At 69.0% G+C, this 13978-nt stretch carries 9 protein-coding genes; all 9 read right to left on the bottom strand.

Annotation, left to right across the window (positions count from 1 at the left end; all coding sequences use genetic code 11):
• Positions 1-8 precede the first annotated feature (8 nt).
• The gene (locus AC1DT6_RS18930; protein ID WP_441632412.1) at positions 9-287 is read right to left on the bottom strand and encodes a type II toxin-antitoxin system RelE/ParE family toxin; all 279 of its coding nucleotides are present in this window, start codon (positions 285-287) and stop codon (positions 9-11) included.
• A 168-nt stretch (positions 288-455) separates the two neighbouring features.
• Positions 456-959, bottom strand: a complete 504-nt coding sequence (locus AC1DT6_RS18935) for a vWA domain-containing protein (protein ID WP_441632414.1) — start codon at positions 957-959, stop codon at positions 456-458.
• Positions 960-1117: 158 nt separating this feature from the next.
• Positions 1118-2182 (bottom strand): magnesium chelatase ATPase subunit I, encoded by a 1065-nt coding sequence (locus AC1DT6_RS18940; protein WP_441632416.1) that lies wholly within the window; start codon positions 2180-2182, stop codon positions 1118-1120.
• Positions 2179-5994, bottom strand: coding sequence for a cobaltochelatase subunit CobN (cobN, locus tag AC1DT6_RS18945; RefSeq protein ID WP_441632418.1), 3816 nt, complete (start codon positions 5992-5994; stop codon positions 2179-2181). Before cobN ends, AC1DT6_RS18940 begins: the two co-directional genes overlap by 4 nt.
• A 24-nt stretch (positions 5995-6018) precedes the next feature.
• Positions 6019-7098 (bottom strand): cobalamin biosynthesis protein CobW, encoded by a 1080-nt coding sequence (cobW, locus tag AC1DT6_RS18950; protein WP_441632420.1) that lies wholly within the window; start codon positions 7096-7098, stop codon positions 6019-6021.
• A 162-nt stretch (positions 7099-7260) separates the two neighbouring features.
• Positions 7261-11418, bottom strand: a complete 4158-nt coding sequence (locus AC1DT6_RS18955) for a cobaltochelatase subunit CobN (RefSeq protein WP_477111522.1) — start codon at positions 11416-11418, stop codon at positions 7261-7263.
• Positions 11418-11849: a DUF2149 domain-containing protein gene (locus AC1DT6_RS18960; RefSeq protein WP_441636446.1), complete on the bottom strand. Its 432-nt coding sequence runs from the start codon at positions 11847-11849 to the stop codon at positions 11418-11420. Before AC1DT6_RS18960 ends, AC1DT6_RS18955 begins: the two co-directional genes overlap by 1 nt.
• Complete coding sequence (locus AC1DT6_RS18965) at positions 11849-12523, bottom strand: MotA/TolQ/ExbB proton channel family protein (RefSeq protein WP_441636448.1); 675 nt, start codon at positions 12521-12523, stop codon at positions 11849-11851. Before AC1DT6_RS18965 ends, AC1DT6_RS18960 begins: the two co-directional genes overlap by 1 nt.
• A gap of 520 nt (positions 12524-13043) precedes the next feature.
• Positions 13044-13547, bottom strand: a complete 504-nt coding sequence (locus tag AC1DT6_RS18970) for a DUF6630 family protein (RefSeq protein WP_441636450.1) — start codon at positions 13545-13547, stop codon at positions 13044-13046.
• Positions 13548-13978: the final 431 nt, after the last annotated feature.

Below are 13978 nucleotides of genomic sequence, written 5' to 3' on the forward strand. Positions count from 1 at the left end.
TTTGAGGGTCAGTGGTAGTCGCGGTAGTCCACAACCAGCGCATCACCATCCTCGAATCTGAAGGTAATGCGCCAATTCCCATTGACGCTGATTGACCAGTGTCCGGCCATGCGGCCTTTGAGTTCGTGCAATCTCCAACTGGGCACGCCCATGTCCTCCGGCTTGATGGCGTGGTCTAAAGCACCAAGCTGTATCCGAAGTTTCTCGGCATGCCGAGGCTGAATCCCGGCTTTCGATCCGGTCTCGAAGAATCGCTGCAGGCCGGAGTGAGCGAAGCTTTTGCTCATTGCAAAATCATGAGAAATGTATAGCCTGACTATACGAATGACAAGCCTGACGCCAACGCCCAAGGCCGCCATCCAGGCCACCGAGTGTACGTTTCGCTTTCACGCTCATGATCCGGCGGAGGAAATGGCATCCTACACCACACTGTATAAACATACAGTGCTGGTATCTCACCCGATCAACGCATCCGCCACCAGATACTCTCCCTCCCACCTCTGCGCCAAATGCCGGCAACGCCCCAACGCCACCGCCTGCCGCTCGAAATCCACCACCATCACCGCATCTGCCCCATGCGGACGCGGCGGCTGCTCCATGCTGCGGCCATCGCTTAGCAGCCACAACCAGCGCTGCTGCGCCGGACGGCGGTGCGCAGCCTGCGCCAGCAGCTGGCCGGCACGCTCCATGCCAAGCGCCAGCGGCGTACCGCCGCCACCGGCAATCGGGCGGATCCAGGCTTCGCTCCACGGACGGGCCCGCGCTGGCTGCAGGCGCACCTCCGCCCGGCCTCCGGCGAAGCACACCAGCGCCACTTCGGCGCGCGCCTGGTAGGCGCGCTCCAGCAAGCGCAGGAGCACGCCTTTCGCAAGCGCCAATTGGCGGCCATGGAGCATCGATGCCGAGCAGTCGAGCACGAAACAATGCAACACGCCGGCATGTGCCTGCTGGGTTCGCATGCGGAGGTGGCCGGCGGCCAGCGGTTCGGTGCGCTTGGCCGCGAGCGTGCGCGGCCAGTGGATGCGCAGGCCTGCCGGGAGGCCTCGGGGAGAGGCGAAACGGGGTGCCTGCCACCGGTTGCCGCCTTGCCCGGAATCGGCGGCGGCCTGCCGGTGGCTCAGGCTTTTTTTGCGGGCAGCGGCCTCACGGATTTGACGGCGGCGATGCCCGTCGTGCTGGCCGCCGACGGCGGCGGAAGCGCTCCCCAGGGGTTGCCGGCGCCCGCCGCGCCGGTATCTGCCCTATCGCCCCCGCCATCGCTGGCACGGCTGGATTCCCCGGCATCGCTGGCATCGCCATGCCTGTCGGCATCGGGCGCCGCCTGGCGCCGATGGTGCAGCACCAGTTCCGCGACGGCATCCACATGCGCCGGCACCACCGCCGCATCGCATTGCAGGGCCGCCAGCGCGCGCGCCGCGCGCAACATCACCAGGTCGGCGCGCACGCCGTCGACGGCAGCGGCCAGGCACAGCGCGCTGACATGCTCGTGCACGGCATCGCTGAACGATAGCGACGGCAGCGCCGCGCGCGCCAGCCGCACCTGCCGCGTCAGCGTGTCCTGCTCGGCGGCAAAGCGCGCGCGCAGCGCCCCGGGATCGCTGTCGAACGCCAGCCGCGCCTTGACGATGGCCTGGCGCTGCGCGGGATCGGTGCAGTTCTCCAGCGCCAGCGCCAGACCGAAGCGGTCCAGCAGTTGCGGACGCAACTCGCCCTCCTCCGGGTTCATGGTGCCGACCAGCACGAAGCGCGCCTCGTGCTGGTGCGACACGCCGTCGCGCTCCACCACGTTGACGCCGCTGGCGGCTACATCGAGCAACTGGTCGACCAGGTGATCCTGCAGCAGGTTCACCTCATCCACGTACAACACCCCCTGGTGCGCTCGCGCCAGCAGGCCGGGCGCGAAGCGTACCTCGTTCTGCTGCAGCACATGGCCAAGGTCAAGCGTGCCGGTCAGTTGCTCTTCGCTGGCGCCCAGCGGCAGCGTGACGAACTGGCCCTCTGGCAGCAGTTCGGCCAACGCGCGCGCGGCGGTCGACTTGGCCGTGCCGCGCGGGCCGCTGACCAGTACGCCGCCGATGCCGGGGTCCACCGCGGCGAGCAGCAGCGCTTGCCGCAGACGCTGCTGCCCCACCAGGGCACTGAAGGGAAACGGCACGCGCAGGAGCCGGGCGGTCGCATTCATGAGGGCATTCCTTCAAGCGCCTGCTCGCTGTCGAGCAGGTGTTGTTCCAATTGGGCGCGGCGTGCGCCCGGCTCCTGCCACAGGCCACGTTGCACCGCTTCGAGCAAGCGCTCGCAGATGGCGTGCAGCGCGCGCGGATTGTGCTGCCGCAGGAAGGCGCGGGTGTCCGCGTCGTTCACATAGGCATCGGTCACCAGGGCGTACTGGTGGTCGGCCACCACGCGCGTGGTGGCATCGAATCCGAACAGGTAGTCCACGGTGGCGGCCATCTCGAAGGCGCCCTTGTAGCCATGCCGCTTGACGCCGTCGATCCACTTGGGATTGACCACGCGCGCGCGGATCACGCGGCTGATTTCTTCCTGCAGGGTACGGATGCGCGGCGCCGCCGGATTGCTGTGATCGCCGTGATAGATGGCCGGCTGGGCACCGCCGAACGCGCGCGCGGCGGCCACCATGCCGCCCTGGAACTGGTAGTAATCGTTGGCGTCGAGCAGGTCGTGCTCGCGGTTGTCCTGATTCTGCACCACCGCATCCAGGCTGGCCAGCCGCTCGGCAAAGCTGGCGCGCGCTTCGACGCCATCCGTGCCCTGTCCGTAGGCGTAGCCGCCGGCATGCAGGTAAGCCTGGGCGAGATCGTGGTCGTCCTGCCAGTTGCGGCTTTCGATCAGATCCTGCAGGCCCGTGCCGTATCCGCCCGGCCGCGCGCCGAACACGCGCCAGCCCGCGCGGCGGCGCGCCTCGGCGGCCGGCACGCCCTGCGCTTCCAGCCGCGCTCGCTCGCTTTGCACGCGTGCTCGCACCGGGTTGAGTTCGGCCGGCTCGTCCAGTTCGGCCACCGCCTGCACGGCGGCATCGAACAGGCGCATGACGTTGGCGAAGGCATCGCGGAAAAAACCCGACACGCGCAAGGTCACATCAATGCGCGGGCGGTCGAAGATCGTCATCGGCAGGATCTCGAAATCGGTCACGCGGTAGCTGCCGGGCGCCCACTTCGGCCGCACGCCCAGCAAGGCGAACGCTTGCGCGATGTCGTCGCCGCCGCTGCGCATGGTGGCGGTGCCCCATACGGAAAGCCCGATCGACTGCGGATATTCGCCGTGCTCCTGCAAGTGGCGCTCGATCAGCTGGCTGGCGGACTTCAGGCCCAGCGTCCAGGCCGTGCGGGTGGGCACCGCGCGCGTATCGACCGAGTAGAAATTGCGCCCGGTAGGCAGTACATCGGGCCGTCCGCGCGAAGGCGCGCCGCTGGGGCCGGGCGGGACGAAGCGCCCGGCCAGCCCGCGCGACAGTTGCAGCATTTCCTGCGGGCCGCAGGCATCCAGGCGCGGCATCACGTCCCGCTGCAGGCGTGCCAGCACGGCAGCGGTCCGCGGCAGGGAACGCGCCATGCCGTCACCGGCGTCCGCCGCGTCAAGCAATGCCGTGGCCAACATCTCCAGCCGCTCGCGCGTATCGCCATGATGGCGCCACGGCCCCGCGTCGAGCGCCGCCATTTGCGCCGGACGCGGCCCTTGCCATGGCGCGGACCAGTCGGCATCGAGCGGATCGAAGCCGCCGCCCAGCGCCAGGTCGGCGGCCAGCGCCGTCAGCAAGCTGGCCTGCGCGCCCTTGCCGTCGCCCACCGGAAAGCGCCCGAGCGCAAGCAGCGTGTCGCGCCGCTGGCGGCCCGCCGGCGACACGCCGAAAACATGCAGGCCATCGCGGATCTGCGATTCCTTCAGCTCGCACAGGTAAGCGTCGGTGCGGTTGAGCAGCGCGTCCTCGCCATCGCTGTCGGCGGGGGCATCCAGCCCGAGCTCGCGATGCAGTTGCTGGTCGACGATCAGCGTCAGGATGGCCTTGCGCAGCAGCCGCGCGCGGCGCGGGTCCACCGCCAGCGCCTCGTAGTATTCGTCGACCTGGCGCTCCAGGTCTTGCAGCGGGCCGTAGTTCTCGGCGCGCGTGAGCGGCGGCATCAGGTGGTCGATGATGACGGCCTGCGCGCGCCGCTTGGCCTGCGCGCCCTCGCCCGGGTCGTTGACGATAAAGGGATAGAGATGCGGCAGCGGCCCGAGGATGGCATCCGGCCAGCAGCTGTCGGCCAGCGCCACGCTCTTGCCGGGCAGCCACTCCAGGTTGCCATGCTTGCCCACATGGACGATGGCATCGGCGCCGAAACTGTGGCGCAGCCAGAAATAGAAGGCCAGGTAGCCGTGCGGCGGCACCAGATCGGCATCGTGGTAGCTGGCATAGCCCTGGGTGCCCGCTTCGCCGGGCAGCGCGTACGCGCGGGCCGGCTGCAGCCCCACGAACAAATGGCCGCTGCGCACGCCGGCGATCATGAAACGGCCTTCGCGCACCATCGGATCCTGTTCCGGGCGGCCCCAGCGTTCGGCAATGGCGCGCCGGTTCTCTTCCGGCAGGGCGGCCAGTTGCCACAGGTAGTCCGCCATCGGCAGGCTCTGGAAAGCCGGCCGCAGGTCGCGTTGCGCCAGGTCGTTGGTGATGCCCCGGGTCAGCCCGCGCATCAGGTCGTCGCCGTCCGCCGGCAAGCCTTCGCAGTGGTACCCCTGTTCGCGCAGCATGGCGAGAATACCCACGACCGAGGCGGGCGTATCCAGGCCCACGCCGTTGCCGATGCGCCCTTCGTTGGCCGGATAGTTGGCCAGCACCAGCGCTACGCGCTTGTCCGCATTGCCGAGCTGCCGCAGGCGGCACCAGCGGCGGGCCAGCTCGGCCACGAAGGCGATGCGCTCCGCGTCAGGCTGGTAGCGCACCACGTCGACCTCGGTGTAAGGACAGCGATAGGCCAGTCCCTTGAAGCTGACCGCGCGCGTGATGATGCGGCCATCGACCTCGGGCATGGCGATATGCATGGCGACATCGCGCGCCCCGAGTCCCTGGCTGTCGCGCAGCCAGTCCTCGCGGTTGCCGCCGCTCAGGATGACCTGCAGCACGGGCGCATCGCCGGCAAGTTGCGGCGATTCGGGCGCATCGAGCGAGGAAACCGCGAACGCCGTCGTGTTGAGCACCAGCGCCGCGCCGTGCTCCGCGCACAAGTGCTGCATGACGTCGCGGCACAGCGTGTCCTTGAGCGAACTGACCGCCAGCGGCAGCGGGCGCATGCCCTCGGCGCGCAAGGCCGCGATCAGGGCATCGAACACGGCCGTGTTGCCGGCCTGCAGGTGCGAGCGGTAAAAGACCAGCGCCACCACCGGCCCGTCCGGATGGCCGTCACGCTCCCATTCGCGCTGCCAGTCCGCCGCCGTGGCCACGCCGTGCGCCGGATGATAGATCGCTGCCTGCGGCAGCACGCGCGGCTGCAATGCCGGCTCGCCCCAGCCAAAGGCATGGTGCGCGAGGCAGCGGAAGAACTGTTCCGCGTTGTCCGCGCCGCCTTCGCGCAGGTAGCGCCACAGGTTGCTGGCCAGCGCTTGCGGCGCATTGCTGCGCGCAAGCAGGTTGGCATCTTCGGCCAGGTCGCCAGAGAACATCACCAGCAACTGGCCGCGCGCGCGCGCCAGTTCGGACAGCCGCTCCAGGCCGTAAGCCCAGTCGCTATCGCCGCCGAGATGATCGACCACCACCACCCGCGCGTGCTGCAGCACATCGTCGACGTACATGTCGAGCGAGGCCGGCTGGCGCAGGTACATCTGGTTGGCCAGCCGCACCGTGGGGAAGTCCGCGCCCAGGCGCGGAAAGACGCCGGCCAGCAGCGACAGCGTGGTATCCGCCGCGCTCAGCACCACGATCTCGGCCGGGCTCTGCTCGATGCGCACCACGCCGGCGTTATCGTCGACGAAGCCGCCCGGGCGGGTGGAAAGCAGATGCATCGGGTGCCTGGGCTAGGGTCTGCCTCAAGCCACGCGCACGGCGCCCGCCAGCGCGGTTTGCAAGGCGGCCTGCAGGGCGGGCTGGTCAAGATCCTGCCCGATCAGCACGATGCGGGTGGACTGCGTCTCGCCCGCTTGCCAGCGGCGGTCGAAGTAGCTGTCGAAGCGGCGGCCCACGCCATGCAGCACCAGGCGCATGCCCTTGCCCGGCAACGCGGCGAAGCCCTTGATGCGGTAGATCGTATGGCTTTCCACCAGTTGGCGCAGGCCATCGATCAGTGGATCGCGGTCCACCTCGCCGAGCTCCACCACCACCGAATCGAACTCGTCGTGATGGTGGTCGGCGTGATCGGGATCGTCCGCCGAGCCGTGGTGGTCGGGCCGCAGGTGAATGCTCTCCTCCGAGGCACGGTTCAGCCCCAGCAGCAGCCCGATATCCAGCTTGCCGCCCTGCGCGCCGACGATCTTCACTTCGGCGGGGATTTCCGGACGGATCAGCGCTTCCACTTCGGCGCGCTGCGCCGCGTCGATCAGGTCGGTCTTGTTGAGGATGACGAGGTCGGCGGCGCCTAGCTGGTCTTCGAACAGTTCATGCAGCGGGGATTCGTGGTCGAGATTGGGGTCGGCCTTGCGCTGCGCGTCCACGGCGTCCGGATCGGCGGCGAACTGGCCGGCGGCGGCCGCGGCGCCGTCCACCACGGTGACCACCGCGTCGACCGTGAAGGCGCTCTTGATGCTGGGCCAGTTGAAGGCCTGCACCAGCGGCTTGGGCAGCGCCAGGCCGGATGTTTCGATCAGCACATGGTCGATGTCGGCGCGCCGCTCCAGCAATTGCTCCATCACCGGGAAGAATTCCTCCTGCACCGTGCAGCACAGGCAGCCGTTGGCCAGTTCGTAGAGCTGGCCATTGCTCTCGCCGGACTCGTCGCAGCCGATGCCGCAGCCCTTGAGGATCTCGCCGTCGATGCCCAGTTCGCCGAACTCGTTGACGATCACCGCGATGCGGCGGCCGCCGGCGTTTTCAAGGATATGGCGCAGCAAGGTGGTCTTGCCGCTGCCAAGGAAGCCGGTGACGATGGTGGCGGGGATTTTACGGGTCTGCATGGGCGGATTTGCGAATTCGGCGTTGGGGTTGAACCGGGGCTTGCGAAGCGATGCGGGCGTTTGGCAAGTTATGCACCACGCAGCCGGTAAGCGGCGGCGGTCCCGGCCGCTGCGAGGGGATCAGCATAAAGAGATACGGAGGTGCTGTCCACCGGCGCCGCGTCAGCTTTGCGCCGGTCCGCGCCGCCGGCCGCGCCACCACTCGGCGCCCGCGCCGGCGCCAACCAGCAGCAGCATCAGCACGGCGGCCCGGAGTGCCTCGCGGGGCGCAAGGCCCGTCAGGGGCGCGGGCGGCGCGAGCTTGAGCACGCGGCTTTCCAGCAAATGGCCGGTGACTGGCCCGGTGGCTGGCTCGGTGGAGGGACGCGGCGCCGGTGGCTGCGGCGCGGCCTGGCGCGCAGGCCGTGCCGCAAGCGTCTCGGCCAATCCCGCGCGTGCGCCCTGCGCGGCCGGCTCCCGCCCCGGCATGGCGCGCGCCAGCCGCTCGGCGAATGCGCGCAGCGTATCCGACGGCAGCCGGGCTTGCTGCCCCAGCCCGGCGATGTATTGCATCAGCACCGGATTGCCGCAGCTATTGGCCGAGCACGACAGTCCGTCGCGGTTGACCGATTCCACATAGCGCCGCGCCATATCGGCGCGCTCTTGCGCCGTGAAGCGATAGCTGCCCTGCCGGTCCACCTCAAGCAACCGTGCCAGGATGCCCTGCCGCGCGTGCGGGTTGCTTTGCGAAAAGAAGCGGTCCATGCCCAGCCCGTGCTTGTCGGCCACGTAGACTTCATACGTGTTCTGCCAGAAGCTGCCGCTCATCTGCTCCGGGCTCGTGGCCTGGAAGCCATAGAGATGCTCGATCTCCTTGAACATCTCGCGCGCGCCGGCATAGCCGGAGCGCTGCATGTTTTCGATCCAGCGCGGGTTCCAGTTGCGCGCGTTGAGCTCGGTTGCCAGCCAGGTGCGGGCATCGACAGTCTGCTCCTCGCCGGCGCGGCGCAGGTTGTGCAGCCAGAAGCGCGGCGCCTGCCCGCTGACCGCGCGCGTGGCCATGTTCAGGCCGCCGGCGTACTGGTAGGTATCGTCGTTGTCGAGCGCGCCGTACAGCGTGCTGGCGCGCGAGAACAGCACGGCCTGGTTGGACTTGAGATGGCTGGCCAGCGCCTGCGGCGCGGTTTCGCCCCAGCCTTCGCTTGAAAACGCGAAGTTCATATAGCGCAGGTATTGCCGCGCCAGCGCGCCCGGCTGTTCCCCGGCCTGCGGCACATCCTTGCTCTGCTCCACCATCTGCTGCACGCCGATGCTGTAGTTGCCGGGCTTGGCGGCAAACACGCGGGCGCGGGCCAGGCGGCCGGCCAGTTGCGGTTCCACGCCGGCCGCCAGCAGCGTTGCCCGCGCCTCGCGGTCGTGGCGGCTGATGGCGTTGTCGCCGGCGGCGGCGGCCAGGCGCGCGGCCTTGTCCAGCAGCGCCACCTTGTCGCCGAAACCGTCGCGGTAAATGCCGGAAATGGTGAACAGCACGTTCACGCGCGGGCGGCCGAGTTCGGCATCGGGAATCAGGCGCACATCCTCAACCACGCCGCGGGCATTCCAGACCGGCTCCACGCCCATCAGGTAAAGCGCCTCGCTCTCCATCGCGCCCTGGTGGCGTTCGGTCTCGCCGTACCACAGCACCATCGACACCTGTTCCGGCGCGGCGCCGGTTTCCTCGCGATAGCGCGCCAGTGTCTGCGCCGCCAGTTGCTTGCCGAGTGCCCAGGCGGCCGGCGTGGGGATCAGCGCGCCGTCGAAGGCATGCAAGTTGCGCCCGGTGGGCAGGCCCTGCGGGGTGCGAACCGGATCGCCCAGCGGCGCGGTCGGCAAGTAGCGGCCCGCCAGCACGGTGATCAGGCCGTCGAGTTCGCGGCGCGGCGATTCGCGCAACCGCGCCAGCCACTCCCGCGCCATCGACAACGCGGCCTTCGCCTTGTCCGCCAGCGGCTGCCCATCGCCGACGCCGGCGGTGTCGGGCTCGCGTCCCTCCACCAGCGCGCCCGCCCAGCGGGACAAGGTATCCTGGCCGATGCGGCGCGTCTCGCCCGCGTCAAAGGCGCTCCCCAGCACGGTGGCCAGCGCCTGCTGCTGGATATCCGGCGGTGGCAGTTCGCCTAGCGCATGGATGCCCAGCGGCACCGGCTCGGCCTCGACCTTGTGCAGGAAGCGGTGGATCACCGGCTCGACCTGCGCCCAGGGCGCGCCGAGGTCCAGCCCGAGCTGGCGGTCCAGGCCCAGCGCGCGGATCTGCGCCAGTGCCTGCAAACGGTATTGCTCGGCAAGTGCCGGAGAGCTGTCGGCGGCGGCTTCCTGCTGCTCGATCACTTCGTCCAGCTTCGCCAGCGCGTCCGGCCAGCCCGCGCGGGCGATCAGCGGCGTCAGGTGGCTGACCAGCACGGCCGCGCTGCGGCGCTTGGCCTGGATCGCCTCGCCGCCGCCGTCCTGGATGTAGTAGTAGGCGTTGGGCAGGTCGCCCAGCAGCACTTCGGCACTGTCGCCGCCGCTCTGCCCCACCTGTTTGCCCGGCAGCCATTCCAGCGTGCCGTGGCGGCCAACGTGGACCATCGCGTCGGCGCCAAAGGCGTGGCGGTACCAGAGGTAGGCCGCGATATAGGAGTGCGGCGGCGGGGTCACCGTATCGTGCGAGCTGTCCATCGCACGCGCGAACGTGGAGCGCAGCGGCTGGGGGCCGACGAACAGGTTGCCGAAGCGCAGGCCCGGAATGACGAAATCCTGCCCGCCGTGGCCATCGCCAACCAGCATCAGCGGATTGCGCTCCGGCGGCCCCCAGGCTGCCAGCACCGACTGGCGGAACGCCGCCGGCAAGGCGTCGAACCAGCGCTTGTACTGCGCCATCGGCAGCAAGCTGACCCTGCCGCGCGACACCATCTCTGCCAGTTCGCCGGGCGACCATTCTTCCATGTTGCGGCCGTTGCGTTCCAGCAGCGCGGTGAGTTCGGCCGTGTCCGGCAACGCGGTGCCGGTGCGGTAGCCGGCTTCCCGCAGGCGCGCCATGATTTGCACCAGCGACGGCAGCGTGGCCAGGTAACTGGCGCCGATATTGCCGCGGCCCGGCGGGTTGTTGTAGTAGAGGATGGCGATGCGCTTGTCCGCCGCGGGCTTGTCCTGCAGCGCGATCCAGCGCCGCACGCGGGCCACCGCGGCGTCCGCGCGCTCCGGCACGGCCCGGCTGGTCTTGGCGCCGCCCTCGTCCTCCAGCGTGGCGAACAGGATCGGCTCCGTGGCGCCGGCACGCTCGGGCGTGTTGAGCAGCAGCGGCAACCGCTCGCCGCCGATGCCGCGCACGTCCGCGCGCCACGCTTCCTGGCTGTCGCGCGTGGCGATCAGGTTGATGGCATGCAGGCCCCGGCGTTCCAGCCAGGACTTGTCTTCGGCCCGGCTGATAGTGAGGTTCAGCGTCAGCAGCGCGCGCAAAGGGCTGTGGCCGTCGGCCGCCAGCATCGGTTCCAGCCCGGACAGCGGCCAGCCAAACGCCGGCACCGCGCCGATGCCCTGGCGCTCCAGCGCCGCGATCAGGGCATCGATATGCGCAAGGTCCTGCTGCCGATAGTTGCTGGCGTAGAAGGCGATGCCGACCAGCGGCGCCTGTGCAGGCAGGCCGCCGGCTCCGCCGCCGCGATACCAGGCCAGGTAGTCCTTGAGCGTGGCGAAGGGCTGCGCGGCGCGCGGATGATAGATGCCGGCCGTGGGCAGCGGGCGCGGCGGCGGCACGGCGATGGCTTGCTCCCCGCGCACCGCGGCCACCAGCCAGGCCAGCCAGCCGGCCAGGTTGTCGGCGCCGCCGGCGCTCCAGTAAGCCTCGGCGGCCTGGTTACGCGCGGCGTCCATGCCGATGCCCCAGGCGGCCTCGGCGGAGGCGGCCGGCGCCGCCAGCACCAGCGCGCCGCGCTGCCGCGCCTGGCGCACAGCCGGTGCCACCTGCCGGAGCACGGCAGTTGGCGCGAAGTAGGCGTAGACGACATCGGCGGCGGCCACCTGCGCGGGATCGGGCGCCGTGGTGACGGCGTCGAGCCGCACCCTGCCCGGCCCCGCCAGTTCACGCAGGCGCGCCTCGGCGGCGGGCAGCAGATGGGTATTGGTAGTGATCAGCAACACGCGGACAGGGGCACGGCCGCCATCGGCTGCGGGTTGCACCAACCCCGCCGCGTGGGCTCGCCCGCACAGCAGGACAAGCGCGAGCAACAGCCAATGCAACGGGCGAGACCGGAACAGCGCATCCGCCAGCATCGTCATCGGTGCGAGGGACACCGTGAACGGCGTGCGCGGCATCGAACCCATCAACGCGCAGCCGGCGCCGATGCCGCCGGGACAGGCCGGGTGCCCGGCGCCGCGCCTTCCGGCACATACACCACGCTGCCGTCCGGCAACTGGTAGGCCACGCCCAGCCGCGTGCCCTCGCCGGTCTTTTGCTGCGCGGACATTTTGCTGACCTTGACCTCCCTGCGGTTCTTCTCCAGCAACTGCAGCTCGCCGGTCCGCGGGTCGCGCTGGACCATGGTGAATTGCGAATCGGGATTGAGCAGCTGGGTCAGGCTGAAGGCTTGCGTGAGCGCCACCATCAGGCCCACGGCAAAGACGATGGAGGCGTCGAACAGGTTGGCGACGCCGGCCAGCGGGTCTTCCCGGTGCACCGACGCCAGCTCGCCCTGCGCGCGGCGGCGCCGCACAAAGCGCCGGCGCCTGAACTGGTGTCCTTGACCCGCGTCCATCAGGCGTGCGCTCCGGCGAACTGCGCCGCGCCGCGAACATGCGCTGCCTCGGGCAAGGCCCGCAGCACCAGCTCGCACAGGTTTTCCATTTCCTTGAGGTCGACCCGCGCCCAACGTTCGCGGGTCAGCGTCAGCACGTAGGCGATGCCGCCCAGCACCAGTCCGCAGACCACTGCGCCGAAGCCAATCACCAGGTGATTGACCATGCCGGCCATGTCGCCGGCCAGCAGCGATTGCAGCGCCGGCCCGAGCGGGATGATGGTGCCGGCCAGGCCCAGCATCGGCGCGATGCGAACCAGCGTGCGGGTCAGATCGAGCCGGTTGGCCACGCGCATTTCCTCGCGTTGCAGCGTTTCATCCAGCCACAGGTCGAGGTGTTCGTGCGAATCGAGCCGGGCCAGCCGTGCTTCCAGCATGTCCCAGAATCGGGCGAGCGAAGGCGACAACGATGCCGCGCCCAGATGCGGCCGCGTGCCGTTGCGCAGGCTGGCGGCCAGCGCATTGGCCAGCGCGGGCAGATCGCTGGCCGGCGCATTGGCGCGGCGGCGCGACTGCACCAGCAGGCTGCCGAGATCGGCCAGCGAAAGGACAAACAACGCCAGCAGCGCCAGCGCGACCGGCCAGAAGAACGCCGTGGAAAGGCGGTAGAAAATCTCGGTGACGGCGCTTTCCATCGTGATTGGCGGCTAGGAGTTGATGCGGATTGGCGAACCGGGTGAGGGCCCTGGCGAGCCCCGGCGCAGCATTGTACGTCGGCGCCGGCGCGGCGCAATCACGCACGCCGGGGTAAGTGCCGCTCCCAGGCAAAAAAGCCAGGCCACATTGCATGGCCTGGTTGGCAAAACGGCAGCAGGGGGCACTGCTGCCGGCGGGTATGAGATGCCGCAAGGGACACCTCGGCGAACAGGTTAGCGCCTTGCGATTGTGGTAACGCGAGGGGACTGACGCGGCTTGCCCGGCGCCCGCCACAATGTTGTCCTCAAGGGAACGGCGCGTGCTTCGGTGGGAAACGATAAGAGCCAGGCCGAACGCATCCGGCGGATCGTGGAGGAGGCTGGCTTTAGCTGCGCGAGCCAAGGTCGGCGAACGGGAAAGCCGACGGCAATGCGCAACGCGCGCAAATGTCAACAAATGTGAATGCGAGCGACATTCGCGCCGCGGCCCCGTTTGCAAGTGCGGGGCCGCGGCGGCGGCTCAGTAGGTTTCGTCGGCGGGATCGATCATCAGGTGCAGGCGGCTGGCGAGTTCAGCCAGCGCGGCCTCGTCGCGGCTGCGGATCATCCATCCTGCGTAGGCATCGGCCTGTGTGTCCCAGCACCACAAAGTAAAGCCCGCCGCGCGCAATGAAGCCTGCGCGATGGCCATCAATTGCGGCACATCGTGCCGCGCGAGAAAGGCACTTGAAAGCGGATCGGTCACGCCCCAGCCGACACGCACGCCGACGCGGTCGCACAGAGCCTGCACGCTGCGGACCAGGGCGGCAGTGTCCTTCCATTCCACGTAGAAGCCCGCCGCATGGCCGATCGCCTCATTCAGGGGCCACAGCAGCATTTGGCCGTCGCAGCCTGTTTCAGCGCGCGCTAGCGCCCGCTGAAACGAGGCCCAGTATTCTTCCGCGGCATCCTGATCGTGCAAGGAAATCAGCAGGATCAACTCACGCAAGGCAGCCTGCGTTTCACTTGGGAGCACTATGGTCATAGACTTCTTGCTGGTTGAGGAACACAGGAAACCGAAGGGATCCGGTGCGTGCAGGGCACAACGCGATGCCGCGCGGATCGCAGCCCCCTATTCTGACAAAGGTTGGTGCGAGGCGCCATATGAAAGCGCAACGAGATCGCACCCGCGGACACGCCGGCGTAGCGGCGCACGGTCCGAACGGCATGAAATTTAGGACTCGTCTTAGCGCGCGACGAAGCCGGAAGAAAAGGGTTGCCAAGCGCGCATCGCCTTTGCTACGCTTCGCCCCGTTATCGCTACGGAGTCATCTCCATGGACAGTTGTTCTAGTTGGCCTCCGGCCAAACTCTGAACGGCTAGGCAAGTCCAGGCGTCTTATCGCCACTGCCTAGCCGATACCGGCGGGTAGTGGTCCGTTGCACGGGTTCTCCGTGCGACTCCCTCCCAGTTCGT

Source organism: Cupriavidus sp. 01L45 (genome assembly GCF_056399885.1).

Coding starts and splice junctions, on each gene's coding strand:
- AC1DT6_RS18930 (WP_441632412.1), bottom strand. CDS start 287: ATGAGCAAAAGCTTCGCTCACTCCGGCCTGCAGCGATTCTTCGAGACC.
- AC1DT6_RS18935 (WP_441632414.1), bottom strand. CDS start 959: ATGCGAACCCAGCAGGCACATGCCGGCGTGTTGCATTGTTTCGTGCTC.
- AC1DT6_RS18940 (WP_441632416.1), bottom strand. CDS start 2,182: ATGAATGCGACCGCCCGGCTCCTGCGCGTGCCGTTTCCCTTCAGTGCC.
- cobN (WP_441632418.1), bottom strand. CDS start 5,994: ATGCATCTGCTTTCCACCCGCCCGGGCGGCTTCGTCGACGATAACGCC.
- cobW (WP_441632420.1), bottom strand. CDS start 7,098: ATGCAGACCCGTAAAATCCCCGCCACCATCGTCACCGGCTTCCTTGGC.
- AC1DT6_RS18955 (WP_477111522.1), bottom strand. CDS start 11,418: ATGGGTTCGATGCCGCGCACGCCGTTCACGGTGTCCCTCGCACCGATG.
- AC1DT6_RS18960 (WP_441636446.1), bottom strand. CDS start 11,849: ATGGACGCGGGTCAAGGACACCAGTTCAGGCGCCGGCGCTTTGTGCGG.
- AC1DT6_RS18965 (WP_441636448.1), bottom strand. CDS start 12,523: ATGGAAAGCGCCGTCACCGAGATTTTCTACCGCCTTTCCACGGCGTTC.
- AC1DT6_RS18970 (WP_441636450.1), bottom strand. CDS start 13,547: ATGACCATAGTGCTCCCAAGTGAAACGCAGGCTGCCTTGCGTGAGTTG.